The 26,531-nt window shown below is 60.1% G+C and carries 17 protein-coding genes; 7 read left to right on the top strand and 10 right to left on the bottom strand.

The window, feature by feature from the left end:
* The 5 genes from ACTJKS_RS25615 to ACTJKS_RS25595 all read right to left on the bottom strand — a co-directional run bounded on the left by ACTJKS_RS25615 (position 1) and on the right by ACTJKS_RS25595 (position 8,640).
* Positions 1 to 393, bottom strand: coding sequence for a protease inhibitor I42 family protein (locus ACTJKS_RS25615; RefSeq protein WP_041071863.1), 393 nt, complete (start codon positions 391 to 393; stop codon positions 1 to 3).
* 215 nt (positions 394 to 608) lie between these two features.
* Positions 609 to 3,026, bottom strand: a complete 2,418-nt coding sequence (lon, locus tag ACTJKS_RS25610) for an endopeptidase La (protein WP_041071865.1) — start codon at positions 3,024 to 3,026, stop codon at positions 609 to 611.
* 732 nt (positions 3,027 to 3,758) lie between these two features.
* Entirely contained in the window at positions 3,759 to 4,124 is a 366-nt protein-coding gene (locus ACTJKS_RS25605; RefSeq protein ID WP_108183706.1) for a DUF6124 family protein, read from the bottom strand.
* 520 nt (positions 4,125 to 4,644) lie between these two features.
* Positions 4,645 to 7,056 carry a glucose/quinate/shikimate family membrane-bound PQQ-dependent dehydrogenase gene (locus tag ACTJKS_RS25600; protein ID WP_108183705.1) on the bottom strand — a complete coding sequence of 804 codons (2,412 nt, stop codon included), beginning with the start codon at positions 7,054 to 7,056 and terminating at the stop codon, positions 4,645 to 4,647.
* Between the two features lie 222 nt (positions 7,057 to 7,278).
* Positions 7,279 to 8,640 (bottom strand): carbohydrate porin, encoded by a 1,362-nt coding sequence (locus ACTJKS_RS25595; protein ID WP_108183704.1) that lies wholly within the window; start codon positions 8,638 to 8,640, stop codon positions 7,279 to 7,281.
* A gap of 300 nt (positions 8,641 to 8,940) precedes the next feature.
* Between ACTJKS_RS25595 and ACTJKS_RS25590 the strand changes: the two genes are divergently transcribed.
* Together ACTJKS_RS25590 and ACTJKS_RS25585 are read left to right on the top strand one after the other, a co-directional pair.
* The gene (locus tag ACTJKS_RS25590) at positions 8,941 to 9,171 is read left to right on the top strand and encodes a VF530 family DNA-binding protein (protein ID WP_041068262.1); all 231 of its coding nucleotides are present in this window, start codon (positions 8,941 to 8,943) and stop codon (positions 9,169 to 9,171) included.
* A gap of 1 nt (position 9,172) precedes the next feature.
* A complete protein-coding gene (locus ACTJKS_RS25585; RefSeq protein WP_108183703.1) occupies positions 9,173 to 9,811 on the top strand; it encodes a Pr6Pr family membrane protein in 639 nt (212 codons plus the stop codon).
* 103 nt (positions 9,812 to 9,914) lie between these two features.
* On the opposite strand, the gene ACTJKS_RS25580 is transcribed toward ACTJKS_RS25585, so the two are convergent.
* Positions 9,915 to 10,700 (bottom strand): siderophore-interacting protein, encoded by a 786-nt coding sequence (locus tag ACTJKS_RS25580; RefSeq protein WP_108183702.1) that lies wholly within the window; start codon positions 10,698 to 10,700, stop codon positions 9,915 to 9,917.
* The gene (locus ACTJKS_RS25575; RefSeq protein WP_041068268.1) at positions 10,697 to 11,278 is read right to left on the bottom strand and encodes a PadR family transcriptional regulator; all 582 of its coding nucleotides are present in this window, start codon (positions 11,276 to 11,278) and stop codon (positions 10,697 to 10,699) included. Before ACTJKS_RS25575 ends, ACTJKS_RS25580 begins: the two co-directional genes overlap by 4 nt.
* A gap of 516 nt (positions 11,279 to 11,794) precedes the next feature.
* Here ACTJKS_RS25575 and ACTJKS_RS25570 point away from each other — a divergent pair.
* The 5 genes from ACTJKS_RS25570 to ACTJKS_RS25550 all read left to right on the top strand — a co-directional run bounded on the left by ACTJKS_RS25570 (position 11,795) and on the right by ACTJKS_RS25550 (position 17,531).
* A complete protein-coding gene (locus ACTJKS_RS25570; RefSeq protein WP_174376817.1) occupies positions 11,795 to 12,271 on the top strand; it encodes a CS1 type fimbrial major subunit in 477 nt (158 codons plus the stop codon).
* A 113-nt stretch (positions 12,272 to 12,384) separates the two neighbouring features.
* Positions 12,385 to 14,907 (top strand): CS1-pili formation C-terminal domain-containing protein, encoded by a 2,523-nt coding sequence (locus ACTJKS_RS25565; protein ID WP_108183701.1) that lies wholly within the window; start codon positions 12,385 to 12,387, stop codon positions 14,905 to 14,907.
* Positions 14,908 to 16,173 carry a hypothetical protein gene (locus tag ACTJKS_RS25560; RefSeq protein WP_108183700.1) on the top strand — a complete coding sequence of 422 codons (1,266 nt, stop codon included), beginning with the start codon at positions 14,908 to 14,910 and terminating at the stop codon, positions 16,171 to 16,173.
* A 59-nt stretch (positions 16,174 to 16,232) separates the two neighbouring features.
* Positions 16,233 to 16,976: a pilus assembly protein gene (locus ACTJKS_RS25555; RefSeq protein WP_108183699.1), complete on the top strand. Its 744-nt coding sequence runs from the start codon at positions 16,233 to 16,235 to the stop codon at positions 16,974 to 16,976.
* A 60-nt stretch (positions 16,977 to 17,036) separates the two neighbouring features.
* On the top strand, positions 17,037 to 17,531 hold the full coding sequence (locus ACTJKS_RS25550) for a CS1 type fimbrial major subunit (protein WP_108183698.1): 495 nt from the start codon (positions 17,037 to 17,039) through the stop codon (positions 17,529 to 17,531).
* Between the two features lie 113 nt (positions 17,532 to 17,644).
* Here ACTJKS_RS25550 and ACTJKS_RS25545 read toward each other — a convergent pair whose 3' ends face one another.
* From ACTJKS_RS25545 to ACTJKS_RS25535, 3 genes are all read right to left on the bottom strand, one after another.
* Complete coding sequence (locus ACTJKS_RS25545) at positions 17,645 to 22,333, bottom strand: dermonecrotic toxin domain-containing protein (protein ID WP_108183697.1); 4,689 nt, start codon at positions 22,331 to 22,333, stop codon at positions 17,645 to 17,647.
* 156 nt (positions 22,334 to 22,489) lie between these two features.
* Positions 22,490 to 25,603: a transglycosylase domain-containing protein gene (locus ACTJKS_RS25540; RefSeq protein ID WP_108183696.1), complete on the bottom strand. Its 3,114-nt coding sequence runs from the start codon at positions 25,601 to 25,603 to the stop codon at positions 22,490 to 22,492.
* Between the two features lie 268 nt (positions 25,604 to 25,871).
* A complete protein-coding gene (locus ACTJKS_RS25535; protein ID WP_108183695.1) occupies positions 25,872 to 26,330 on the bottom strand; it encodes an REP-associated tyrosine transposase in 459 nt (152 codons plus the stop codon).
* Positions 26,331 to 26,531: the final 201 nt, after the last annotated feature.

Here is a 26,531-nt window from a genome sequence, read left to right as displayed (position 1 = left end):
TCAGTTCACCGAAATCGCGCAGTCGAAGGTTTCTGCCGGTTCAACTTCCGGTTCCCAAGGTTGCTGCGAGGTCAGGCGCAGGCGCCCGGTGCCGGTAGCGAAGGCCTGAAAGCGCCAGGTGGAGAATCCGCCCGCACCGACCATCCCCGAGTCTTTCGGACTGCTGTAGACCTCGGGGCTGAGCGCGCGCAGCACACCGCCGGCCGAGTCCTGAATCGCCCAGCGGTAACCGGTGGTGGGATTGCTCGGCAGCATCACAATCAGGTGTTGTCCGTTGGTGAGACGCACGGGGCATTCGCTCTGTTTTTCCACGGTCACGTTCTGTTTCGGTTGCGTGGCGCAGGCCGCCAGCAGAGAAAGGGCGAGGGGGATAAACAGGCGAGTGGGGGACATAGGCTCAGTGGCTCCGGCGTTGACGACGAACGGCGAGCATAACTGAAGATGAGACAAAGTGTGACAGTCGGGCAGGCCAGTGTTATCAGAACTGACGCCATCGCTGGCAAGCCAGCTCCCACAGGGATTGTGGTGAACACAGGATTTGTGAACACCTCGAACACTGTGGGAGCTGGCTTGCCAGCGATAGCGTCAGGTCAGGCGCTAAAGCTCTGTCAGAACAGCACTTTCGCCACATCCGCAAAACGCTTGGCGAAGTGCACGGTAAGCCCTTCCTTCAGGTAATCCGGCAATTCCTCGAAGTTGCCCCGGTTCGGCTCCGGCAGGATCAGTTCGAAGATCTTCTGCCGCCGCGCCGCGATGACCTTTTCACGCACCCCGCCAATCGGCAGCACATGCCCGGTCAGAGTCAGTTCACCGGTCATCGCCACGCCTTTTTTCGGCGGCTGATTGCGGGCGAGCGAGAGCAGGGCGCTGGCCATGGTCACGCCGGCGCTCGGGCCGTCCTTTGGTGTGGCACCTTCCGGCACGTGCAGGTGGACGAAGGCTTCGTCGAAGAATTTCGGATCGCCGCCGAACGACTTCAGGTGCGAGCTGACGTAGCTGTAGGCGATTTCCGCCGACTCTTTCATTACATCGCCCAGTTGCCCGGTGAGTTTGAAACCGCGATTGAGCGTGTGAATGCGTGTGGCTTCGATCGGCAGGGTGGCGCCGCCCATGCTGGTCCAGGCCAGACCGGTGATCACACCGGTGCCGGACAGCACTTGTTCGTTGCGGAACACGGGATGACCCAGCGAGGCTTCGAGGTCTTTCGGCCCGAGCTTGATCACCGCTTTCGGGTCCTCAATCAGCTTCATCACCGCTTTGCGTACCAGTTTGCCCATCTGTTTTTCCAGTTGGCGCACCCCGGCTTCACGGGCGTAACCGTCGATCAAGGCCTTGAGCGCGCTGTCGCTGATGCTCAGACTGCCTTTGGACACGCCGGCCTTTTCCAACAGCTTCGGCCACAGGTGACGCTTGGCGATGGCGACTTTTTCTTCGGTGATGTAGCCCGACAGGCGAATCACTTCCATGCGGTCCAGCAACGGCCCGGGGATCGAATCCAGGGTGTTGGCGGTGCATACGAACAGGACTTTCGACAGGTCCATGCGCAGGTCAAGGTAGTGGTCGAGGAATTCGACGTTCTGTTCCGGGTCGAGGGTTTCCAGCAGCGCCGAGGCCGGGTCGCCCTGGTAGCTCTGGCCCATTTTGTCGATCTCGTCGAGCATGATCACCGGGTTCATCACTTCGACGTCTTTCAACGCCTGGACGAGTTTGCCCGGTTGCGCGCCGATGTAGGTGCGGCGGTGGCCCTTGATCTCGGCTTCGTCACGCATGCCACCGAGGCTGAAGCGGTAGAACGGTCGGCCAAGGGATTCGGCGATGGATTTGCCGACGCTGGTTTTACCCACGCCTGGCGGGCCGACCAGCAGCACGATCGAGCCACTGATTTCGCCCTTGTAGGCACCGACCGCGAGGAATTCGAGGATGCGGTCCTTGATGTCGTCGAGGCCGGCGTGGTGTTTGTCGAGCACCTTGCGTGCGTGCTTGAGGTCGAGTTTATCCTCGCCGTACACGCCCCACGGCACCGAGGTCGCCCAGTCGAGGTAGTTGCGGGTGACCGCGTATTCCGGCGATCCGGTTTCGAGGATCGACAGTTTGTTCATTTCTTCTTCAAGGCGCTTTTGCACCTGCGCCGGCAGGACTTTGCCTTCCAGGCGTTGTTCGAACTGTTCAAGGTCGGCGCTGCGGTCGTCCTTGGTCAGGCCGAGTTCCTGCTGGATGACCTTGAGTTGTTCTTTCAGGAAGAACTCGCGCTGATGCTCGCCGATCTTGCGGTTGACCTCGGCGGAGATCTCTTTTTGCAGGCGCGCGACTTCGACTTCCTTGCGCAGCATCGGCAGGACTTTTTCCATGCGCTTGAGCATCGGCACGCAGTCGAGCACTTCCTGCAGCTCATTGCCTGTCGCCGACGTGAGGGCGGCGGCGAAGTCGGTCAGCGGCGACGGATCGTTGGGGCTGAAGCGATTGAGGTAGTTCTTCAGCTCTTCGCTGTACAGCGGGTTGAGCGGCAGCAGTTCCTTGATCGCGTTGATCAGCGCCATGCCGTAGGCCTTGACCTCGTCGGTCGGCTCGGTGGGCTGGTGCGGGTATTCGACTTCGACCAGATACGGCGGGCGGTGGTGCTTGAGCCAGGTTTTGATGCGTACGCGGCTCAGGCCTTGGGCGACAAATTGCAGTTTGCCGTTTTCGCGGCTGGCGTGGTGCACCTTCACCAGCGTGCCGTATTCCGGCAGGGCTTTGGTGTTGAAGTGGCGCGGGTCTTCCTGGGGCGTGTCCATGAAGAACAGGGCCAGGGAGTGGTGTTCGGATTTACTGACCAGATCGAGGGTTTCGGCCCAGGGTTCTTCGTTGACGATGACCGGCAGCACTTGGGCCGGGAAGAACGGGCGGTTGTGGATCGGGATGACGTAGACCTTGTCCGGCAGGTTCTGGCCGGGCAGGGCGAGGCCTTTGCCGGTGGAATGGTGTTCGATGTGTTCGGCTTCGGTGTAGTCGTCGGGGTTGTCCGGGAATTCTTGCTGGTCGCTCATTGGGGCACCTGCGCAATGGGGTATGGGTCTTAGATGGGGCAGGCTTGGGGTGGTTTCAATGGGGGGCGGTGTTTCTGCTTGTGTGTTCAGGGTTTTGACAGGCGTCACGCTTTGGGCTTGGCGGCCTTTGGGCCGACCAGGTTCTTGGGGTTTTGGGTGTATATCCGTTTTTTTGGTAACGGCGACTTAGGGTTTCGCCCTTACGGCGACTCACTTTTTTGACAAACGCCTCAAAAAAGTAAGCAAAAAAAGGCTTGCTCCTGCGTTCGGCCCGCTCGCTGGGGCTCGGGGTCCCTTCGCTGCGGGATTGATCCGGGGGCAGCGCCTACGGTTTGCTTCGCTGCACCTCCTCTCGCTGTGTTTGGCTGCGCCAAACGGTCGCTGCGCTCCCACGCCCGGATCAATCCCTCCGCTCAGCCTTCCGACGTCGCCCGTGGATCAAGATCAAGAGCTGCAGCCGAGCTAACGCTCATCCTGTTGAGTGGGGCGGCATGCGCCGCGTGCGGGTTGTACTTAATTTTCCCTGTAGGAGCTGCCGCAGGCTGCGATCTTTTGATCTTGATTTTGTGGGAGCTGGCTTGCCAGCGATGGCGGCCTGACAGCCGACCATGTTCTGGCTGAATGCACTCAATTTACCTGTGGGAGCGAGCCTGCTCGCGAAAGCGGTGGGTCAGGCACCTTGAATATTGAATGTGCTGGCGCCTTCGCGAGCAAGCTCGCTCCCACAGGGGATTAGTTGTGTGTTGGAGATTGCGAGATTTCGTGGTTATCCAGCACTCGGTTCACCGCCAGTTCGGCGAGCATGATGATTTGCTGAATGGCCAGTATCGTCCGGCGCTGCGGGATGTCGATGTACGCGGCGATATCGCTGGTCATGAGGCTGGCTTGAGCCAGTGATTCGCAGGCGTGGACCAGCAGGCTTTCGTTGTCCATGTCCGGGGCGACCTGGAACATATTGCTGGGTTTGTGGAATCTCACCGCGGCGGCGGAGGGTTTCAGGTAGTGATCCAGCGCACGCTCGGCGGCGTCGTGGAGTTTTTTTGAATCGAGGGATTCGTAGGGGGAGGTTTCGGGGGGATTGGGTGTGGGTTTGATCATGGTGAAGCTCCGAATGAGAAGTGGGGCTGTCACTCTCAATCGCCGCGACGCGACTGAGGGTGGCAGCTGTACGCGGGTTCGCGGACCGAGCCATTCGGCAATCTCGGCATACCCGAAGGTATCCCGCGCACAGCCACCATCAAACCAAACGAAAGCACCTGAGCGCTCCCGTTTGGGCTGGCGATTATGCATCAAATCGAATGGATTGCTCGGGCCGCGACGCCCGGCCGCTGAATTTCCAGCGACCACCAGAGCCTATCCAGCCAACTTCCGAGGCACAACCGACGCGACCTGTCGGAAAACTCCGTGCAATCACCAGCATTTGTAGGACGAACACATTTCCCATAGACCAGCACATTTTCCTGTAGGAGCTGCCGAAGGCTGCGATCTTTTGATCTGGCTTTTAAAAATCAAAGTCAAAAGATCGCAGCCTTCGGCAGCTCCTACAGGGATATTGGGTGTGCACAAAAAAGGCGATGCCCCTCACGGAGCATCGCCTTTCTATTACCGCCGCTAAAACTTATTCCGGCAGTTTGTACGCAATCACGTAGTCACCCATCTTGGTGCCCAGCGAGCCGTGACCGCCCACCACGAGCAGGACGTATTGCTTGCCGTCCTTGCCGGTGTAGGTCATCGGAGTCGCTTGACCGCCGGCCGGCAGACGCGATTTCCACAGTTCTTTACCGGTGTTCACGTCGTAGGCGCGCAGGTACTGGTCAAGGGTACCGCTGAGGAAGCCGACGCCGCCGGCAGTCACCATCGAGCCGCCCATGCTTGGCACGCCCAGGGTGAAGCCGATCGGGATTGGCGAGCTGTCGCGGCTGGTGCCGTTCTTGCGTTTCCACACGACTTTACCGGTGGTCAGGTCGATACCGGCAACGTAGCCCCAGGCCGGGGCCTGGCACGGTACGCCCAGTGGCGACATGAACGGGTGCATGATCACCGCGTAGGGCGCGCCGGTGTTCGGTTGCACGCCAGCAGTTTCGCTTTCGCGTTTGCTGCCGGCGGCGACTTTCTCGCGTGGCACCATTTTCGAAACGAAGGCCATGTAGTTCGGGCTGGTGAACAGCATTTGGCGAACCGGGTCGACCGACACGCCGCCCCAGTTGAACACGCCGACGTTACCCGGGTAGATCAGGCTGCCCTGTTCCGACGGAGGCGTGTATTGGCCTTCGTAGCGCAGTTCCTTGAATTGGATGCGGCACAGCATCTGGTCGAACGGGCTGGCGCCCCACATGGCTTTTTCGGTCAGTTCCGGGGCCAGCAGGTTGAGGTCCGAACGGGCCTGGGTCGGTGCGGTGTGGTCGCCTTTCACGGCGCCTTGCGGTACCGGGATTTCCTTGATCGGGATGATCGGCGTGCCGTCACGACGGTCGAGGACGTACAGGCTGCCCTGTTTGGTCGGGGCGATCAGCGCCGGTTTCACGCCGTCGGCGGTTTTCATGTCGAGCAGGGTTGGCTGGCTGCCAACGTCCATGTCCCACAGGTCGTGGTGGGTGAACTGGTAGTTCCAGCGCACTTTACCGGTGGCCAGGTCGAGGGCGACGATGCCGGCGCTGAATTTCTCGGCGCCTGGGGTGCGGTCAGCGCCCCACTGGTCGGGAGTCTGGTTGCCCAGTGGCAGGAAGACCATGCCGAGTTTTTCGTCGACGCTGGCCAGCGACCACATGTTGGCCGAGTTGCGGCTGTAGATTTCGCCCGGGGCCAATGGCTCGGTGGCGTCCGGCTTGTCGCTGTCCCAGTTCCACACCAGGTGACCGTCGCGCACATCGAAAGCGCGGATTACGCCCGATGGCTCGTTGGTCGATTCGTTGTCCGTGACGTGACCGCCCATGATCACCAGATCACGGGTAATCGCCGCCGGCGAGGTGGAGTAGTAGCCACCGGCGGTGAACGGGCCGATGCCTTGGGTCAGGTCGACCACGCCGTTGTTGCCGAAGCCTTCGCAGATCTTGCCGGTGTCGGCGTTCAGAGCGATCAGACGGGCATCGGCGGTTGGCAGGTACAGGCGACGCGGGCAGGCCTGAGCAACGGCTTTGCCGGCTTCGGAGATGACGGCGGACGCGGCGTTTTCAGACTTGGCGTAAGCCGCTTCGTCGTAGTACGACACGCCACGGCAGGTCATGTGGGCGAAGCCCTTGAAACCCACCGGGCTCTTGATCTGCGGGTCGAAGCGCCAGATTTCCTTGCCGGTGTCCGGGTCCAGCGCCAGCACTTTGCTGTGCGCGGTACAGGCATAGAGCATGCCGTTGGCTTTGAGCGGGGTGTTTTCGTTGGTCAGCTCGACCGGGTCATCGGCCGTCGGCAGGTCGCCGGTCTGGATGCGCCAGGCTTCTTGCAGCTTGCCGACGTTGGCCGGGGTGATCTGCTTCAGCGGCGAGTAGCGGTCACCGAATTCGGTGCGGCCATAGGCCTGCCAGTCGCCATCAGGCATTTGCGGTGCGGTGCTGGTCATGTCCGCGGTGTCGCGGCCCAGTTCACCAAAGGTTTCACCCGGGTGAGTGAACAGGCTGGCCAGAGCGGTGACACCGGCCAGCACCACGGCCACACTCAGACCGCCAGTGCCCATCGGCGCCGGGCCATTGAGCAGCAGCGGACGACGGAACCACGGCAGCAACATCACGATGCCGAGGACGAACCACAGGGCCAGGCGCGGCACCAGTTGCCACCAGTCCAGACCGACTTCCCACAGGGCCCAGACCGTGCTGGCGAACAGCACAATGGCGTACAGGCCCAGCGCTGCACGACGGCGCAGCAGCAACAGAATGCCGGACAGGGCGATGCCGATACCGGCCAGCAGGTAGTACAGCGAGCCGCCGAGCATGCTCAGCTTGACCCCTCCGGCCAGCATGGCCAGGCCCATCAGTAGAAGCAGAATGCCGAGCAGGCTCGGTAGCAGACGGCCCCGACTCGAAGCACTTTCGGTGCTCATAGTGTGATTCTCCGTGACGTTTATGTAGTCCCGCGCTGTAGTCACTTTAGATGACGATTGGGCGCGGGTATGGTTCAGATAAAAACTTGTCTAGCTAACGAATTTTTCCCGATCCCTGTGCGAGCTGGCTTGCCAGCGATGGCGGAGTGTCAGCCGACGATAATGGCGAATGTGAAATCGCATCGCTGGCAAGCCAGCTCCCACAGGTTTCTTCAGTGTTTTTTAGAACGACGACTGGATCTTGATCCCCGCGATCAGCGCGTCATCGACGTCGTTCACGCCACCGGGATGGCGGATGTATTGCAGGTTCGGGCGCACGGTCAGCCAGTTGGCGAGGTGCACGCCGTAATACAGTTCGGCGCTGTATTCGGTGTCCTGCGGTGGCAGAAAGGACGGGTCGTCGTAGTCGTAGACCGCCTGCGCCTGATTGCTCGCTTCGGCGTTTTTGCGCAAGGCCGGGTTGACGTGCACGCGGGCCAGGGCGAAACCGACATCGTCCTTGGCGCGGGCATCGAACGGGCCTTTGTAGACGACGCCGGCCTGCACGTAGTTGTCGATCGCGTTGGTTTTCTTGTCGTGCATCGTCGCGTTGGCGAACACGCTCAAGCCGCGCGAATGATCGCTGGCAATGCTGGTGACTTGCTGCTGCGCGCCGAACCACACGCCGTGTTTGCTCGACGCGCTGCGGTAGGCTTCGCCGCTCAGCGCGGCAGGCTGGCCGTTCTGGTCTTTATAGACGTCAGAGGCCTTGGCGCTGCTGTAGTAGTAACCGGCGCGGTATTCGCCCGGCAGGCCATTGAGCTTTGGCGTCCACACCAGCTCCACCGGCAGCACGGCGCCCTGGGTGCCGCTGCCGCTGAGTTTGAAACCGTTGCCGCGATCGAGGTTCGACGGGTTCTGCTCGTAAGCGCCGACCTGCGAGTACAACTCTGGGGTCAGGTGATATTTGACCCGCAGCGCCCACTGGCTGACTGGCCAGTTGTACCAGATGCCGCCGACCCAGTTGCCGACCTGCGAGCCGCAGAACGCCAGATTCTGGAAGTCGCACGGGAAGCTGTTGAAGTCTTCGCCTTCACCGAAACGGCCGACCTTGATGTCGAGCTTCTGATCGAAGAATTTCTGCTGGTACCACATCTGCGTCAGGCGCGTGGTCTGGCCACGGCCCCAGACTTCCTGGGCCGAGGTGAAGCCGCCCACGCGCGGATCGTTGATCCGGTCGTTGCTGATGTTGTTGCCGCTGCGTTTGGTGATGGTCAGCTGAAACTCGGCGTCGTCCCAGCCAAGGATTTTTTGCAGGTCCAGGTGTGTGCCCAGACCGAACTGATCGCTGTAACGCGCGGTGCGATCGTGGTCGTAGCCGCCGTGCAGGTTACTGCCCATTTCGCCGGTGTAATCGAGTTTGAAGTCGTAGCCTTTTTCCGCGAGTTCGCTACGGGTGCCGTTCCAGTCACCGAGCATCCACGGTGAGTCGCTGTCGAAGGCGGGGGTCGCCTGAGCGAAGGTGGCGAGGCCGAGCGCGGTGCAGCCACCGAGCAGGCGCAGGGCTGAGATAGCGCTGTCTCGGGAGAAGGAAAAATCAGGCATGGATCAGTCTTTTTTTGATGTTTTCTGGGGGTGAACCGAGCGCTTCAATTTGACGCAGGCAGTGAAGCGATTCAGCTGAAGGGCGGCAGGATAATGATCTGTAACAAAAAGACAAAGGGCTTTTGCAGACATGCAGCGTTTCGGATTCGGTAACAGTGCGTCAAACGGGCGCATTGTGGCGCGGATCACAGGCTGCGATCTTCTCCGGTTGGCCTACATTTGATGCAAGGCCTTCCACCTGACCGGCCCCTCGGCTAAGGTGCGCGGCTTGTGCATTTTCACTCCGTCCAAAGGCTTGGCATGAACGACCACTCTCCTGATCCGCTGCATGGCGTCACCCTCGAACAGATCCTCAATGCGCTGGTGGCGCATTACGAGTGGTCGGGGTTGGCCGAGCGTATCGATATCCGCTGCTTCAAGAGCGATCCGAGCATCAAGTCGAGCCTGACGTTCCTGCGCAAAACGCCTTGGGCACGGGAGAAGGTCGAGCGCTTGTACGTGAAACTGATGCGCACCAAGCGACCGCTCTGAGATGGACGCCGTTATGCGGCGACGCCTGATCACGGTCATCGCCAGCCTCGGTTGGGCCGGGCTGAGCATTCAGCTGTACCTGATTTTCCTCGCACGGCTGAGTGTCGACGCCAGTCTGCTGGGCGGGCTGGTGAGCTTCTTCAGTTACTTCACTGTATTGACCAATACCTTGGTGGCGAGCGTGCTGACCTTTGCGGTTACCCGGCGTGAATCCGCCGCGCGCCGCTGGTTTCTGCAGCCGTGGGTCAGCAGCGGGATTGCCGTGAGCATTGCCGTGGTCGGTCTCGCCTACAGCATTCTGCTGCGGCATTTGTGGCATCCGCAGGGCTGGCAGTTTATCGCTGACGAACTGCTGCACGACGTGATGCCGCTGCTGTTTCTCGGCTACTGGTGGTTTTGCGTACCCAAAGGCACGTTGCGCCTTTGGCACCTGCTGCTGTGGCTGATTTACCCGTTGGTGTATTTCATTTACGCGTTGCTGCGCGGGCATCTGCTCGGTGCGTATGCGTATCCGTTCATTGATGTGGCGCTGCTCGGTTATGCACAGGTGTTCATCAATGCCGGGGGGATATTGGTGGGGTTTGTGCTGATTGGCTTGCTGGTGATCGGCCTGGATCGCTGGAGATTTGCACGAAGTTAGAGCACCTGTAGGAGCTGCCGCAGGCTGCGATCTTTTGATGTTGANTGATTGTTCAAAAACAAGATCAAAAGATCGCAGCCTGCGGCAGCTCCTACAAGGGATATCACTCTTCTGCGGAACCTTCCGCCCGCCAGTAGCCCGCGGCTTTGACGAACTGTTCATTGAGCCCATGCTCATCCAGCAGCACTCGGCGGATCTGCCGCGAGACTTTGGTCTCGGTCGCTACCCACGCATACAGATTGCCCTTGGGCACCTGCAGCTGTTTGACGGTGGTCAGCAGGTTGTCCTTGCCACCTTCACGCAGCACCCAGATCACGTTGACCTGCGCCGCGCTCTCCAGCACCTGTTGCTCGGCACCGTTCTCGACTTCGATCACCACCAGCGCCTTGCGATTGGCCGCCAGACCTTCGAGGCGCCGGGCGATGGCGGGCAGGGCGGTTTCGTCGCCGATCAGCAGGTAGCTGTCGAAGATGTCCGGCACGATCATCGAGCCGCGCGGGCCGCCGATGTGCAGGAATTGCCCAGGCTGGGCCTGTTCGGCCCAAGTCGAGGCAGGGCCATCGCCGTGCAGGACGAAGTCGATGTCCAGCTCGAGTTTTTCCAGGTCATAGCGACGCGGGGTGTAGTCGCGCATCTCGGGCATCGGGCCATTGTCCTTGCCCACGCCGAGCACCATGGTTTCCAGCGCTGCAGCCTGTTCGGCGTTCTGCGGGAACAGCAGTTTGACGTGATCGTCGGTGCCCAGGCTGATGAACCCGGCCAGCTCCGGGCCGCCAAGGGTGATGCGGCGCATGCGCGGGGTCAGGTCGACTACGCGCAGCACTTCGAGCTTGCGGCGTTTGATGTCATGCATCACGCGGTGAATGGTTTGGGTATCGACTGCAGTCATTCGGCTTTCTCCGGGGCAGATTGAACGGCGGGGCCGTCGACGATGGCTTTGGCGGTGTCGTTGAGCAGGTCACGCACACGCAGGATTTCTTCGGCGCTCCAGCGCCCGTGGTGCATTTGCAGGGCATGGCGCAGGTTGTGCACGGCCTCGTGGATTTCCGGCGGCCGGTCATGGCCGCGCAACGAACGTTTGCTGACGTCGATGCGCATGCGCACACCGTCCAGTGCGACGGCTTGCTCGCTTAACGACAGACGACCGGTGTCGGTCACGCTGTAGCGTTTTTTGCCGGCCTCGGCGTCGCCACTGATCAGGTCGCTTTCTTCGAGGAAAGTCAGGGTCGGGTAGATCACCCCGGGGCTTGGGCTGTACGCGCCGTCGAACATGCCTTCGATCTGGCGGATCAGGTCGTAGCCGTGGCAGGGCTGTTCGGCGATCAGCGCCAGCAGTAACAATTTCAGGTCGCCCGGGGCGAACACCCGTGGGCCGCGTCCGCCGCGTTCACGGCCGGGGCGTTTTTCGAAGCCGTCACGGCCGTCGCCGTGTTCGCGGTGGTGATGGGGGGCATGATGGTCTCTCATTTTCTTTCTCTCTCGTCGTGTTTAGATACAACTTAAGATATATCTTATTGCTCATGCAAGGGGGCCTGACCAACGGTGCACACCTGATCGATCGAATCTGCGACCAAAAAAAACCGGAAAATGATCAAGAAAACGCAGTATTAAATCCCCCGACAAAGGCGCAGATTAGTGCTGAGTCTCTAATGTTCTGTTTCGCCCTTTATTTCCGGCAAAGTGTCGTACATGTCTGACGGAAGTTGCTGCAAAGTTGTGGCGCGTACAGTCACTCGGGTGGCGCGCTGTAGCCTGTATCTTACAGTCGGACAGGAACTTTCCTGAATTTCTGGGTTTTTTCTTTCTCATCTAATGGCGTCCAGGCTACAAGGTCGCAGGACGTTGCCTGCTTACTTTGAAGATGAATTGGTTGAACATGCTTCGGCGTTGAAAGTTAGCGGTGAACACGGACTGCTCGTGACTGTTCCGTTCGCCTTGACGGGTCGACGACTCAACTAATTTATATAAGACAGGTATTCAATGATGTTCAAGAAACTCGCCTTTGCCGCCCCTCTGACTGTATTGGCCATGAGCGCCTCGATGGCGTTTGCCGCGACCGAAGCCAAGCACTCGATCAGCATCGTGGCGCACGTTCCGGCTGACGACTTCTATGCGGTGCCGGTGGATGCCGATCTGGTCAACAAGGATCAGGACATGAGCTACAACCCAGCGACCGCTTCGATGCGCGAAGTCAACGGCCACTTCGATGTGCTGCATACCGCGGGCAAGGTTCACGCGCGTCTGGAAGGCGTGCCGAAGCTCATCGCCGGCAACCAGACCATCGATCTGAAGGTTGAACTCAACGGCAAGACACTGACCACCACTTCGCAGGAAGTGGTGGGTGATACCGAGTCCAATACCCGTTATCGCGCACCGTTCAAGATCAGCGCCACCGGTGCCAAACCGGCCGCAGGCGACTACACCGGTGTGGTCATGCTGGTCGTCGAACCTTCGGTTTAAGTAAGAACGGCAATACCTGACGTTACTTGTTCAAGTGGCGTAACCGGTCGGCGATTTGCAACTTGCAAGTTGCCCGGCCGGGCTTTTACTTCCGGTAATCAGAGTATTAATTCATGTATCCGATGACGCCCATCGCGACTGCGCTTGCGTTGCTTTTGAGCAGCAGCGTACTGGCGGCGCCGCCTCCAGTCGATAATACCCCGCGAAGTTTGCTGGCTCAGGCGAAAGGTCTACCGGCGGACTTCGAAGAGCATTTCTTTGATGTGCCTTTGGCGGTTCGTGTCGAACTTGATCAACAACCGCTGGGCGAGGCAATGATTGTGTTGTCACGCGATGATCGCATTACCTTGCTCGACTTCACCGACACCAGTGACAGCCGTTTCAGCGCGATCGAACAGCAAACGTGGGCCAGCATTCTCAAACCCGGTGTGGCCCTCGGCAAATGCAGCGGACAGTGCCCCGAGCAATTGCTGGAGTTGCATTACAACCTGCAAAACTCGCTGCTGTCGATCGCCACTGCAAACGCCGAGCGCGATCTGCAGGTCCAGCGTTTTCATGAACAGCCGGAAGGTGGCAGCCACGGCTTGATGTTGCGCAATCAGCTGAACCTCAACGGCGGCCAGGATCAGGATCTGGGCGGACGTTTCGGTCTGGAAGCCAGTGCCAGTCTCGGCAACTGGAGCCAGTCCTTCAATATGCAGCTGGCGCGCCTCGGCGGGCCGGACACCAAGACCTATCACGCGGTGCACGAGCTCTACACCCAGCGCGAACTGCAGGGCAGTTTTTTCCGTCTGGGCTATTTCACCCCCAATTCCGAAGGCCTGACCCGCCAGCCCCGTTCGTTCGGCACCAGCCCGGACACGGCGGTCGGCGTGATGTATGGCAGCTCCGACAGTCTGGCGGTCGATAGCCCGCGGCCCAGCGTCTACCCGATTTTCGTCACCGCCAATCGCCAGGCATCGGTGGAGATCTATCGCGATGGACTGTTGATCAACACCCAGTCAGTCACTGCCGGTCTGCAGACCCTCGACACCCGGCCGCTGCCCGGTGGCATTTATGAGGTGGAAGTGCGTCTGATCGAGGATGGCCAGACCACCTCGACCACTCAGGAGCTGGTCTACAAACCGGTCAACTGGCAAAACCTCGACGAGCGCTGGCGCTACAACGTGTTCGCCGGGCAGGAAAGCAAACTGCTGAGCAATTGGGAGCAACAGCAAAGCGGCGATCTCACCGCCGGCGCCGCGCTCAACTATTTGTTGCATCCGCGAGTGATCCTCGGCCTGTCGGCGCGCCAGGTCCGCGATGCGTTGCAGTACGGCAGCTCGATCGACTGGAGCCTGGCGGACAGCATCAGCCTCTACGCCAACCTTTACCAGACCGAAGATCACGGCACCGGCGCCGATGTGCAGGGCTTGTACAACTATGGCGCCGGCAGTCTGGTGGTCAGCCACAACCGCAGCTGGCTCGACACCCGCAACAGCTACGACACGCTGCCCGATGGCACCCGCGTACGCCAGCGCAACGTGTTCACCGGCGAAACCAGCAACTCGTCGCTGGCGCTCAACCACCGCATCAGTCGCAAGAACTCTCTGAGTGCGCGGGTCTCGCACAGCGAAGGCAACGTCGAAGGCGTGGGCATGGACCTGGGCTGGACGCAACGCACCGAACTGTTTGGCAGCGACGCCAATTGGCGCCTGTCGCTGTTTGATCGGCCGGGCAGTTACAGCAGCGGCGATGCACGCAATCGCGGGATCGACCTGAGTATCAACATGGCGTTGGGCGGGCCGAGCCAGCAACTGTCCGCCAGTATCGGCAGCCGTACCGCCCGTGATGGCAGCCGCGACAACAACGGCTCGTTCGGCTATCGCAAAGACCTGCAGGACCATGTTCTGCAAAGCGTGTCGGTCACCGCGCTGACCGACACGTACGGTGTCGGCCTGGCGAGTCTGGCCAACTTTCGCACCGATCAGGTCAATGGCGACGGCTTTCTTCAGCGCTCGTCCTATAACGGCAACTTCACTGGCGGCCTCAATCTCGACAGCACGATTGTCATGGGCGGCCAGCAACTGGTCATGACCAGCCAGCATCTGGGGCGTGGCGCCGGGATGATTGTCGATGTCGAGTCAGACATCGACGACATTGCCTTGCGTGCCGACGATCTCGGCGCAGGCAGCGCGGCGTTGCGGGTGGGGCGCAATTTCATCCCGTTGACCGCCTACAAGAACAGCTCGGTGAGTTTTGACTTCGAAGGCAATCACGCCCCCGCCGCGAATATCGAACCGGCACGCACCCGCTACCACCTGAACAAGGGCGGCGTGGAGTACCGCAAGGTGCGCGTGATGAAAACCGTGACCGTGCTTGGACGCTTGCTCGATCCACAGGGGCGGCCGCTCAAGGGCCACCACGTGATCAACCACGCCAGCCGTGGGGTGAGCGAGGTCGACGGGTTCTTTTCGATGGAAATGCATGTTGGCTCACCGACCCTGGAAGTGCGCTACGCCGACCAGTTGTTATGCCAGTTCCGGCTCGATACCGACAAACACCGCAGTGAAAGCAACGTGCTGATGATCGGCGATCTGCGCTGCTCACCCGACACATTGGCCGACGTCTCGTTCATACGACAGGAGGCCAGTTGAATGGTCAGCTTCAAAAAATGCGCGTCGGGCTGGCTGCGCCGTGGCCAGTGGTTGTGTCTGCTGGGGTTGTTGGCGGCACCGCCCGTTGAGGCGGCGTCACTGGAAATCAGAGCGTTGTTCAAACCCGATCCGGCCAACCCGCAGAAAAACGAGTTCATCAACCAGACACCTTCAACCGGGTATTGCGAGTACTACCCGCAAATCTGCCGCGACATCGATACCTTCAGCCTGCGGCTCATGACCCGGGTCAACTCCAATAAGCCCATGCAGGCCAATGCCAGCCAGCGCAACAGTGCAATGTTCAAGGTGCCGGGGGCATGGCGCACCTTGACCGTCAACAATACCGAAACCGGCGAAACCAGCAATCTGCAGGTGCGTATCTCAGGTGTGGGTTCCAATTATGTGCTGAGTCATTCAGCGGCCAGTCTGACGGGATCCTCGACCCCAAGTGAAGGTCACAACCGCCTGTGGCACGGGTATAGCTGGGTCAATCCGGCTTCCCCCTGTGGTACCTCGGGAATGGGCTTTTTCGGGGCGGAGACATACGCTTTTTTCTGGAAGGTTCCCGATGAACGTTCCTGCGTCAAAATCGCTCAATTCAACATCCCCGGGATGACGTATGGCTACCTCGATTTTGCCTACGAATTGCGCACCCCCAACCCGTTGAAAATGTCGTCCGGCAATTACACCGGTACGTTGAAATACAGCATGGGACCTGGAGGCGATTTCGATTTTGGTGACGTGATGATTCCTGACGACACCGACCTGACGCTGGATTTCAACCTGGAAGTTCAGCACACCTTGAAAATCGACATTCCGCCCGGCGGGGAAAAAGTCCGCCTGGTGCCTGCCGGTGGCTGGCAAAGCTGGTTGCAGGCCGGACGCAAACCGGTGCGACTGTTTCGCGATCAGCCTTTTCATATTTCGGCCTCATCGCGTTTCAAGATGCATCTGGAATGCGACTCCCGCGGCATTTTCGAATGTGTGATTCACAACCCGGCTTCGGCGAACAACTACATCGAAGTACAGGTCAGCGTCACGTTGCCCAGTGGCTTGACCGACCTTTCCGGACAGCCGGTCAACCGTCGTCGTCTGCATGTAGGTCAAGCCAGCGCGCAACAGTTCCAGCCCGGTTTTTATGTGGATAGAGGCGCCGGTGTCCTGCACTTTGCGATCCCGGAATATGTTCTGCCGATCATATTGATGCCCGGGCAGGGTGGCACCTATGTCGGCAATGTCACGGTGATCTGGGATTCGGACATTTGATGGGCCGTAGATCAATGAGGCGTGCCAGCGCCGTGTTCAACTTCACGAGGTTCACAGGTATGAAAGGTCTATGGGTTTTATTGGGGTTGAGCCTGTTTTGCTCAGGTGTTCAGGCCGGGCCACAAATCAATGTCGGCACGGTCTACGACTACCTCGACAGCGACAAGAGCACCTATCTCAAGCGCGTGTTCAACAGTGGCGACGGCACAGCATTCGTCAAGGTCAACATTCTGGAGATCATTTACGACGCTGATGGCAGCCACCGCGAAGTCCCGGTCAGGCAGCAAGCCGATGGCAGCAGCCGTGATGGACTGATGGCCAGTCCGGCACGGTTGATTGTGCCGGCCAACGGCATGCAGGCCACCCGTCTGGTGCTGATGGGCAAGCGCGATACCGAGCGCTATTTCCGGGTGCGCTTCGTGCCGGTGGTGCCGGAAAAGGAAGACCAGTTCGCCGTTTCCAGCGAAGAGCGCGAGGCTTACAAGGAAAACCTCTCGGCCGGCGTCAATGTCATGACCGGGTTTGGCACGGTGTTCTTTGTCCGGCCGAAAAATGCTCGGTTCGACACGGTCATCGATGACAGTGCCGGGGTTTATCGGCTGCGTAACAACGGCAATACGGTGGTGGTGATCGATGAGTTTCGCAACTGCTCGCAAAAGAAAGAGACCGAATGCGAGCCGACCACCAAGCACCACCTACTGGCCGGCAAGTCGTTCGAATTCGAGAAGAAACCTGGCCGGGAATACCGTTTCAACCTGGTCGAAGGTGCAGCCAGAAAAACGCTGCGCGTCGCCAGCCAGTAACCCGCGGCGGCAAAAGAGGGATTCGCCCTGCCGCTTTTTTCGACGCAACAGGTAGCTGACATGATCAAGCAATCGACCATCGCTTTGTGCAGCGTGATGGCGCTGGCAAGTGCGCAAGCGTTCGCGGCCAGGGAAGCGCGCACGTTCGAGGTGTCGGTGGATATACCGACTCTGGACTTCTATGTGCTTCCCGCCGAAGCCAACTGGATCCACCTGCAACAGACGTTGCCGTGGAATATTCATACCTCGACCTTGCAGGGGCTGCGCAAGAATTTCGATGTCAAACACAGCACCAGCGCAATCGAAGCGCGGCTGGACGCCGAGCCCTATCTGTTCAACGGGCGGGACGCTATCTTTTTGCAGGTCAGTTTCAATGGTCAGCCGTTGAGCCATGACCCCATCCCCCGGGAAGTGGTTTCGGCGGAGCAGGCCAGAAAAGGTGGGCGCTTTGCACTGGAGATCCAGCCGAAGGCGCCTGCCGATGGCTACAAACCCGGGACCTATCATGGCACCGTACAACTGATTTTCAGTGCCACTCCTCCCTCGGGTGTCTAACACCGCCATGGCGCTCCTTTTCCGGTGGCAGATTGGCTGAAAGCCGTTCTGCCACCGGACTGNCACAATTGGTCGGCGGCGCACGCCTGCGATTGTGCCAGCGCGGTTTACCGTTACAGACCGGCGCGTCTCATGGCATCACGAGTCAAGCGTCTGGCCAGACCCCTTTCCTCATCCACCAAATCGATCAGCACGCGGTTATAGGTCGCTTCGCTGATCGGTGTATCAGCGAACAGCACGGTTTCGGGGATCGGCAGATCGGCAGCGAGTTCGCGCAGTCGGCTGCGCCGCTCGGCGCGCTGTTGATCGGTGGTCGAATCCAGCCATTCCTGCTGCACTTCGCGCAAGGTTTCCAGTTGTTCGAACAGCTTCAGGTAGCGATGCTTGTTCGATGCCATGCGCGCTGGAAACTGTTCTTGCAGGTAGTTCTGCCAGAAGTCCTGTTCGAGCATCTTGTCCACCAGACCATCGCCTTCACCCAGTGCCAGCACCGTGTCGTACGCTGTATCAATCATCGCGTCAGTCACGCCCGACACCGGTCGGAACAACATGGATTCGGTCTGCCAGGGCAGGCCCAGGCGTCTGGCCAGGCCGGTCTGATACGCCAGATAGACTTCGACATCGTCAGGATTGCCGCCGCGGCTGTCGACGTCCGCACGGGCAATGTCGTTCACCTGTTCCAGGCGCGCCGCGCCCTGGGCCAGGGTGACCAGTCTGTTTTCCAGTTCCCGGGGGCCGATCGCGTAGGCATAGGCCTCGGAAGCCAGCACGTTGATGCCCATGTGGTTGAACAACTGAGCGCCGGCGTCCGCGCAGTCCACCGGAGCGACCACCATGGTGAACAGTTTTTCCCGCAGCCGACTGTCGTGGTGCACGGCATCGAGCATGCGCCACACACGCTGCATCAGTTGCTGGCGCAGTTCACCGCCGGCGCGGTAGTCGGCGAATTCGCGTACACCGAGCAGCGTCGCCATGAACGGTTGCGCAGCCGGTTCCTCCACCAGCTCCGACCAAGGCGTTTCCCGGTTGATGCCCCAACCGGGCACGTCACTCCAATAATCGGCGCCAAACGCGGAAATGATCGAGAAATTGCGTACCGGGTCGGCCGGCAGAAGCGTTTCCTCGGGCAGGCCCACCGCGCGTCGATGGGTCTGATAGATCACCTGATTGACCTCAGACAGGTTGACCACGTCCAGGCGTGTACGTGCCACCAGCCACTGTGCCTCGGAGCCGCTGACCACCTCCGGAATTGTCGTCAGCGGATTGCCGCGCAGGTCAAGTAATAAGCCACGGGGACGAGGTCTGGCCAGAATGCCTTCAGGCCAGGCGGTCAGCCCGGTGTTCTGCAGGCCCACCACCTTGAGCCTGGGCATGCGTGACAGGTTCGGCGACAGCCCCAGCGGGTTGTCATCGAGTTTCAGCACTTCCAGGTACGTCAGGCTGCGTAAACGCTCGACGGCGACGGCATCCAGCACAATCTTGTTATCGCTCAGACGCAAGCGCTCGAGGCGGCGCAAGGACGTGCCGATGCGCTCTGGCAAACGGGGCAGGTCGCAGCCTTTGGCGCTCAGTTCGATCAGGTGCGGGAAGTCCTTGAGCAAGCCGCTGGAATCAGTGGCAAAGCGTGTGTTATCGAGTTTGAGCACGGTGACCTTGTCGAGGAATTTTTTCAGTTCCGGACGTTTGGCCCACCAGGTTTCCAGGTTCAGGGGAAGCATTTCGCGCGACAGATCCAGCGCGTAAGAGGATGGATCGCTGCGTTGTCCCAAGTGTTCAGTCTTGCGTTCAAAGCAAGCCAGCAGACGTTCGTGAATGTGTAATCCGCCGCCATCGCGAAAGTCATGGCTGCCCGGTCCCCAGGTGTCCGGTTGCTGATAGCGCCAGCGATTGACCGTTTCACGCAGTTCATCCAGATCGTTCTCCATTGCCTCGATGGCTTTGAGCGGTTCGCCCTGTTCGGTCAAGGCCTGGGCGAAGGCATCGACCTCGCGCGCAGTGAAGTGCGGATGCAGATCTTCGATGCGTTCGTGCAGGCTCGCGCCGTCTCGGCTCAAACCGCCTCCGCGCACCAACAGTTGGGTGTCGAATTGAACAACGGGGCGGATCGGCGGTTCGGCCAGCACCGTGCGCCGTTCGCTCGGGGCGGTGGTTTTGGCAATGATCCATTGCTTGAGCTGCTCGGCATCGCCGGTGCTGTAACCCAGTACGCTTCGGCCCTGATGTTCGCTCGCGTAGAGAATCGCTTCATACAGACCGCAAGCCCGGCGCAGCAGTTGATTCGAGCCATCGCGCACCTGATAAAGGTTCTCGCCAGTGCGCACCAGCACCCGGACCCGCTCGGCCGACTCGGCGCCGGCACTGCTGCGCAGGGGGCCGTCGAATGTTCCGTCACGGATGTCGATCCGCAGCGCGCCAAAGGCATCGCTGTGATGACGCAACGCGCCCAAGGCCAGGCGTTCGCTCTCGACCGTGATCAGCGCTTCGCGTTGCAGCCCTTGCGCCGCTCGAACCGACTGCACCTCAAACTCCAGCTCGCGAGCCAGGGTTTTCAGACGCAACGGCACCTGCCGTCGCAGGGTGATCCGCTGCATCTCCAGCGGACGGGCTTGGCTAATAACACGTTCGGCCAGCACCGGCGTCAGTTGCGGGCAGTCACGCAGTACCCGGGCGGCCGGGGCAGAAAGAGCCGGCGCCGCGTCCTCCGGTGCCGGCTGGCTTGCCAGGCGCAGCAGGGTATCGGCCAGCAGAGGCGGGGGCGGCGCGTTTTCCACATGCATGCGCCGCAGGATGTTCTCATCGGTGCCGGTCAACTGGCGAATCTGTTCCAGTTGCGCATCGCTGAATCCATCGGTGGCGTGGCCGATTCGGCGCATCAACTGCGGGCCTTGCCACTGGCGCGGGTTTTCCGATTCACAGACCCATGCGCCATGGCTGTTGTGCCTGAGTGTCGGCGCGTAGGCGTCGGGGCGGCGTGGATGACGAATCCGGTGTTCACCGCTCAGTGGATCCCGGGTCACCTCGAACACCTGCTGATCCAGCTTCACCACGTGCTTGCTGCCCAGCGGGTGCAAGCCTTGCGCATCGGGACGGGTGGTGGCGGGCAGTATCTGGTCGGTCACGCGATACGGAGTGAGGTCGGGGTTCCAGAGGCGCGTCTGGCCGTCGCTGAGTTTTACCGGCTTCAGGCTTTCAAAAAACGGCGAGAGCCTGACCAGTGCCGCGCTGCCCAGCTTGGCACCCGCAGCGAAAATCCCCAGTTGCACGATACTTTCCAGCACACCGATGGCTTGAGCACCGGCTTGGGCCAAGTGACCTTCGGCCAGGTCGACGATTCCCTCGACAATCTGATCGGTGACCTGGTACGCGGTATAGGCCAGCATCAATACGCCCAGCTCGGGAACGAAGGGCACGGCCACCAGCATCGCCAGATTGAGCATGTCCGTCAGGATTTTTTCCAGATTGTCCCACCATGCCCAACGGGCCATGCGGTCGGCGTATTCGGTGGCTATCGCAATCTCCCGGGCATCGTTGAGAATCTTGTTGAGTTTCTGTTGGTAGAGGTACTGCCACAGGTCACCGGTAAAGCGTGTTTCGCGATCCTGTTGAACCGGCGCTACGCGAAATTGCAGGTTGGGATGATTCACAGGCGTATCGCGCCAGTTGGGCAAGTTCGACCCGGAGGGCGTCGCCTGCCATGTCACATGGCTGAGGCGCTCGTTCAGTCGGGCGAAGAAATAGCCTCGCTGGCGCTGCGGGACAAACTGACTGAAAAACTGCTGGTAAGACGAGGACGGTGAGGTGTCGCGCAACTGGCGGGTCAGCTCGGCCATGAACGCCAGTGAATCGGGATATTGCTTGAGTGGGTGTTCCGGGTCGTGGGGCACATAGGCCAGAACCGGCAAGGGCCGTGCGGCGGCAAGCGGGTCGGCACTGATCAGTACAATGCCTGTCAGTGGTGTGTCCATCATCGTCAGCGTGTGATAGCGCACAGCCTTGCCGTGCCACAGTACTTGTGCACGGTCTTCGAGCATGCCTTGCACCACTTCAAATGCTTGACGGTCGATGTCGCCCTTGAGCAGGGCCATGCGCGCGGCGACTCGCAGTGTCTGTTTCTGGCTGTGCGTCACCTTGAGCTGCAGGTATTGACGGGCTACCTGGTTTTTCGAAAGCACGAATTCGTGCAAATGGGTCTGGTAGCGCGCGCCGATATCCAGCTCGCGACACAATGCCTTGAATTGCTCGATGCTGATCTTGTGCTTGAGTGCCTTGACCGAAAACTGCCCGAGCGCATCGGGACGGGTGATAAAGCAGGAGTCGGCAGTGAACGTTTCGTCGCTGGAAAAGTTATGCAATGCCGCGTCCAGCAGCGACACCGTGCGACTCTGCGTGCCGTTGGCAAAGTCATGCGCCCACCAGGACGTTTTGACTGGCATGTACAGCCGCACCCAGGTGTCCTCGACATCGTCCTCGACACCGAAGCGCGTCTTCAAGGCCTGTTGCAGCAAGGGTCTGGCGAAGGTGCGCGCATCCTGCAGCTTGCTCAGTGCGCGATCGATGTTGTTCTGCGCGGTCCATGCCTGGCGCATTTCATCCTTGAGCCGTTGATGCTCGCTGGCCGCAGCGCCGCGATGCCATGCAGGCATGGTCAAGGTGACGTTTTTCAATGATTCGACCCGTGCTGCCGAAGCCTTGTACAGCCAGTCGGGAAGGGCATTTTTAACCAGATCGTGATGGACACTTTTATGACCTTGGGCAGAAGGCGTCTGCTGCGATCGATACAGTGTCAGGGAAGGGTTGGGCATGGCCTGATCGTCCGTTGATCAAAATGGAACGATCAGACTAAGAAATGACCCGGCGCGAAAAAAGCGCAAAAACAGGTTGGAAGCGCGGCGTGTTTACGCCGCGAAACAGCGGAAATTCAACGGCAAAAAATACTCCGTTACCACCCAGGCGCCAGCCTAACGTGCTGCGGTCATCGGGTCGGGCTGGCACAGGGTATGCGTACCCGGCTGCAGATACGGCGAAAGGATCGGTGCCATGCCCTTGAGCACCTGCACCGGCAGCGCCGAGGTGAACTTGAAGTTCTCCGCCGAACGCCCGGGGACGAACGCGGTAAGCGTGCCGAAGTGGTTGTTGCCGATGTAGAACACGAAGGTCGCGGTGCGGTTGATCGACTTGGAACTGAGGATCCGCCCGCCGGAGCCGATGGCTTCGATGCGGTTGTCGCCGGTGCCGGTCTTGCCACCCATCACCAACGGCGTGCCGTCGGCGGTTTTGAAACTGCCGGAAACGCGTTTCGCCGTGCCCGAGTCCACCACTTGCGAAAGGGCTTCGCGCATCGCCGTCGCGACCTCCGACGACATCACCCGTTTGCCCACATGAGGGTCGTTGGTCAGTCTCGTTTCATAGGGTGTACCAGCGGCAAAGTGCAGGCTGTCGATGCGCAGGGTCGGCATGCGCACGCCGTCGTTGAGGATGGTGCCGATCAGCTCGGCCAGCGCGGCAGGGCGATCGCCGGAGCTGCCAATGGCGGTGGCCAGCGACGGCACCAGATGGTCGAACGGATAGCCGACTTTCTGCCAGCGCTGGTGAATCTCGAGGAACGCTTCGATTTCGAGCATGGTGCGGATGCGGCTGTCACGGGCGCCCTTGTGTTTACTCTTGAACAGCCAGCTGTAGACCTCCTGACGCTCGAACTGGCTGGCCTTGACGACCTGACTGAAGGTGGCATCCGGGTTGTGCAGCAGGTAGCCCATCAACCACAGGTCCAGCGGGTGCACCTTGGCGATGAAGCCCTGATCCGGCAGATCGTAGGTGCCCGGGCCGTACGCGTCGTACAGCCGGATCAGACGATCGTCGGTGAGTTTTTCGGTGAGCTTGGCGCCTTTCAGGTGCGCGCGCACGAAGCTGTTGAAGTCTTCCTGACTGGCATTGGGCAGCAGGTAACGATGCACGGCGGCCATGCGGATCGGCGTCGGGCGCATGCTGTCGAGGAAGGTGTCGAGGCGCGCTTGGGTGTCCTTGTTCTTGTACTTCTTCCAGAACTTGAGCAGGAACGAGGTGCCTTCGCGGTCAGCGAAACTGGCCAGGTATTCCTGCCGCCGCGGATCGCGGTCGTCCTTGAGCAATTCGGCGCTGCTGTTGGGGCCGGAGTAGGTGACGTAGCGCACCACATCGCGCATCAGGCGAATGAACGGCAGGTTGATCGATTCGCGCAGGGCGTCGCGCAAGGTCGGCATGCGGCCGTTGTCTTCCTTGCGAAAGTTATGGAACACATGCAGGCCGCCACCGGTGAAAAACGCCTCGCCGGGGCTGGCGGAGTATTTGCGGTCGAGCGCGGCACCGAGCATTTTCGACAGGTCGTGATCCTTGTTCTGGATCAAGTAATCGATCACCCACTGGCTGAGACGATCTTGATCCGGCACCTCGACTTTCTTCAGTTCCGGCACGCTCATGGCGCCGTACTTGTCGTGCAGTTCGGAGATGATCTGCAAGTAAGTGGTGAGCACGCGCATTTTCGCCGTCGAGCCGAGCTCCAGCTTGCTGCCCTCGTTAATGTCGAACGGCTGATCGGTGCTGTCAGTCTGCACGCGTACCCGCGAGCCGTCCGGGGTCAGTTCGAACAGGGTGAAGCTGTAGCGCACCTGGGTGGTGCTGGTGGGGGTGAGCAGGCGTTCGCCAATCAGACCGATCTGCCCGGCGAACGCGGGATCGGCGAGTTTTTTCAGGTAGTCGGTGGCCTGGGTTTGCAGATCGCCCTGCAAGGTGCTGGTGGCTGACAGGTCGAGCCGATCGAGGTCGTACAGCGGGCGATTGAGCATCGTCGCCAGACGGCTGCGGGCAACGCTGATGCCCTTGTTGGTTTCGATCGGCTGGAGGGTCGGCTGGGTCTGCCAGTCGCGGTAAGTGACCTTGCTCGCCAGCGCGGCATCGGCCAGGGCGCTGTCGATCACGCCGTTCTGCTTGAGCAGGCGCAAGTGGCTGTCGGTGAGGTCGGCGAGTTCTTCACGGCCCTTGGTCAGGTAATGCGAAGGACGGCGCTGGGCGATCATCAGCGAGAGCATTTCGCGCAGGGCCAAGCCTTTGTCGGCCATGGTTTTCGGGTCGGTGGCCGAGCTGTTCAGCTGTGCATTGGCCTGGTTGAAATCGCTGCCGTACCAGACCCGCAAACCTTCGGCCATGCCATGGACTTCACCATGCCCCGGCACGGCGGAGAGGGGCACGCTGTTGAGGTAGTCACGGATGATGTTCTGCCGCGCGCCGAGGGTTTGCGGCCCGGGCTGATAGGCGCGCACGCTGGCGGAAATCATCTGGCGGATCTTCTCCGCACCGGACACCGTCAGGCCATCGGGCGAGTGCCGGTACTTCTCCAGTTGCGTCGCCAAAGTGCTGCCGCCCGCCGATTGCCCCGGCAGGTGCAGCAGCTTCGCCACCTGCGACCAGGCGGCCATGCCGAAGCGCGGCCAGTCCACCGCCGGGTTGGCCAGCGGTTGCTTGGGATCGAGCAGAAAGCGGTTTTCGATGAACAGCAAACTGCTGACCACCACCGGCGGAATGGCTGCAAAACTCGAATACAGCTGCTGCGGATACTTGTACTGATACAACGGCGCGGCGCGGCAATCGGTGATCGACAATCCGGCCTGGATCTTTTCCGAATAGGGCACGAACAGGCCTTTGTCGGTGTAGCTCAGCAGCGCCGGAGAAAACCGCGTCTGCTCGGTGATCACGTAGTCGCGCTTGAGCAGGCGCGGCAAAAATTCATCGAGAGAGCTGTAACCCAGACGCAGATCGAACGGCCCATTGCCCGGATAGCGGATCGCTTCGCTGGGGCCCGGCTCCAGCTGATATTTGAGCGAGGCGGCGTACTGGCTCAGCTCCCGGGACTGAAAACGCGAGGTGCGCATCTCTTTGCTCGCGGCCAGACCCACGACGATGGCAATAATCAGCAGCAATAACCAGAACGCCTTCCAGCCATGCCGGTTGCGGCGTTTTTTGGGGGGGACAGGCGCTTCATCCACACGTTCAGTCGGAACCACGGCTTTACTCGAATCGGTTTGCCACAAAGCGCCCATAGTCGATTGATCCATTCACGCAGATTGATCGGACTTGACTGAAGCTTAGACGGTGGTTGGTGATGGGGAAAAAAATGTGCGGGGTTTGAGTGGGGGTGGTTTCTGAAGAAAACTGTACCTGTGGCGAGGGAGCTTGCTCCCGCTGGGTTGCGTAAGCAGCCCCAATCCCTCTAATCGCGATCTGTCTGAAACACCGCATGCGCGGGTAATACGACGGCTTCGCCGCCGAGCGGGAGCAAGCTCCCTCGCCACAGGGGAAGTGGGAGCTTTAGAGCCAGCAGGCGTCCCAAAGCGGGTAATCGCCAATCCGCTCCACCAATCCTGCTCGTAGCGGATTAGCAATGATGTAACGGGCGAGGGGTTTCAAGTCTTTACCATCACGGATGGCGCGGTCGTGATAGCCTGTTTGCCAAAACGCGCCTTTTCGGTTCAGGGCGCGATTAATCGACAATGTGCTGCGGGATTTCACCGCTTGCATCAGACGTTCAATATGCATTTCTTCCAGCTGGACCAACCAATGTAAGTGGTCAGGCATCACCACCCAGGCTATCGAATCGACCCATCGCTGGTCATGAGCTCGCCTGAGTTCCGCTATCAACAAACGCCCCATCTGCCAATCGCTGAATATTCTGCGGCGCTGATGCACCACAGTAGTTATGAGATAAGCACGTCCTAACTCCGAACAACGCCCTCGGCGGAGCCGATGTGAATTTGGGGGGTTACGCATTCCGTTGCGTCCTTTGCGAGTTCAATCCTTATTCACGCTAGTCGCAGCAATCAAGAATTGGGTCTGCGATGACTGTACGAAATTTCCGAAAATTTGCAGATGTCGCCTTCTGTGTGGCGAGGGAGCTTGCTCCCGCTGGACTGCGCAGCAGTCCCAATCCCTGTAGTCGCAATTTGTCTGAAGCACCGCGTGCGCGGTAAT

Origin of the sequence: Pseudomonas sp. 22189 (assembly GCF_052045635.1) — a bacterium.
GTDB classification, from domain to species: Bacteria; Pseudomonadota; Gammaproteobacteria; order Pseudomonadales; family Pseudomonadaceae; genus Aquipseudomonas; species Aquipseudomonas parakoreensis.
The sequence above is the reverse complement of the archived record's forward strand: the minus strand, read 5'-3'. Positions and strand labels throughout refer to the sequence as shown.

Bases quoted from the DNA above. Each gene is read 5' to 3' on its own strand.
- ACTJKS_RS25615 (WP_041071863.1), bottom strand. From the start codon at position 393: ATGTCCCCCACTCGCCTGTTTATCCCCCTCGCCCTTTCTCTGCTGGCG.
- lon (WP_041071865.1), bottom strand. From the start codon at position 3,026: ATGAGCGACCAGCAAGAATTCCCGGACAACCCCGACGACTACACCGAA.
- ACTJKS_RS25605 (WP_108183706.1), bottom strand. From the start codon at position 4,124: ATGATCAAACCCACACCCAATCCCCCCGAAACCTCCCCCTACGAATCC.
- ACTJKS_RS25600 (WP_108183705.1), bottom strand. From the start codon at position 7,056: ATGAGCACCGAAAGTGCTTCGAGTCGGGGCCGTCTGCTACCGAGCCTG.
- ACTJKS_RS25595 (WP_108183704.1), bottom strand. From the start codon at position 8,640: ATGCCTGATTTTTCCTTCTCCCGAGACAGCGCTATCTCAGCCCTGCGC.
- ACTJKS_RS25590 (WP_041068262.1), top strand. From the start codon at position 8,941: ATGAACGACCACTCTCCTGATCCGCTGCATGGCGTCACCCTCGAACAG.
- ACTJKS_RS25585 (WP_108183703.1), top strand. From the start codon at position 9,173: ATGGACGCCGTTATGCGGCGACGCCTGATCACGGTCATCGCCAGCCTC.
- ACTJKS_RS25580 (WP_108183702.1), bottom strand. From the start codon at position 10,700: ATGACTGCAGTCGATACCCAAACCATTCACCGCGTGATGCATGACATC.
- ACTJKS_RS25575 (WP_041068268.1), bottom strand. From the start codon at position 11,278: ATGAGAGACCATCATGCCCCCCATCACCACCGCGAACACGGCGACGGC.
- ACTJKS_RS25570 (WP_174376817.1), top strand. From the start codon at position 11,795: ATGTTCAAGAAACTCGCCTTTGCCGCCCCTCTGACTGTATTGGCCATG.
- ACTJKS_RS25565 (WP_108183701.1), top strand. From the start codon at position 12,385: ATGTATCCGATGACGCCCATCGCGACTGCGCTTGCGTTGCTTTTGAGC.
- ACTJKS_RS25560 (WP_108183700.1), top strand. From the start codon at position 14,908: ATGGTCAGCTTCAAAAAATGCGCGTCGGGCTGGCTGCGCCGTGGCCAG.
- ACTJKS_RS25555 (WP_108183699.1), top strand. From the start codon at position 16,233: ATGAAAGGTCTATGGGTTTTATTGGGGTTGAGCCTGTTTTGCTCAGGT.
- ACTJKS_RS25550 (WP_108183698.1), top strand. From the start codon at position 17,037: ATGATCAAGCAATCGACCATCGCTTTGTGCAGCGTGATGGCGCTGGCA.
- ACTJKS_RS25545 (WP_108183697.1), bottom strand. From the start codon at position 22,333: ATGCCCAACCCTTCCCTGACACTGTATCGATCGCAGCAGACGCCTTCT.
- ACTJKS_RS25540 (WP_108183696.1), bottom strand. From the start codon at position 25,603: ATGGGCGCTTTGTGGCAAACCGATTCGAGTAAAGCCGTGGTTCCGACT.
- ACTJKS_RS25535 (WP_108183695.1), bottom strand. From the start codon at position 26,330: ATGCGTAACCCCCCAAATTCACATCGGCTCCGCCGAGGGCGTTGTTCG.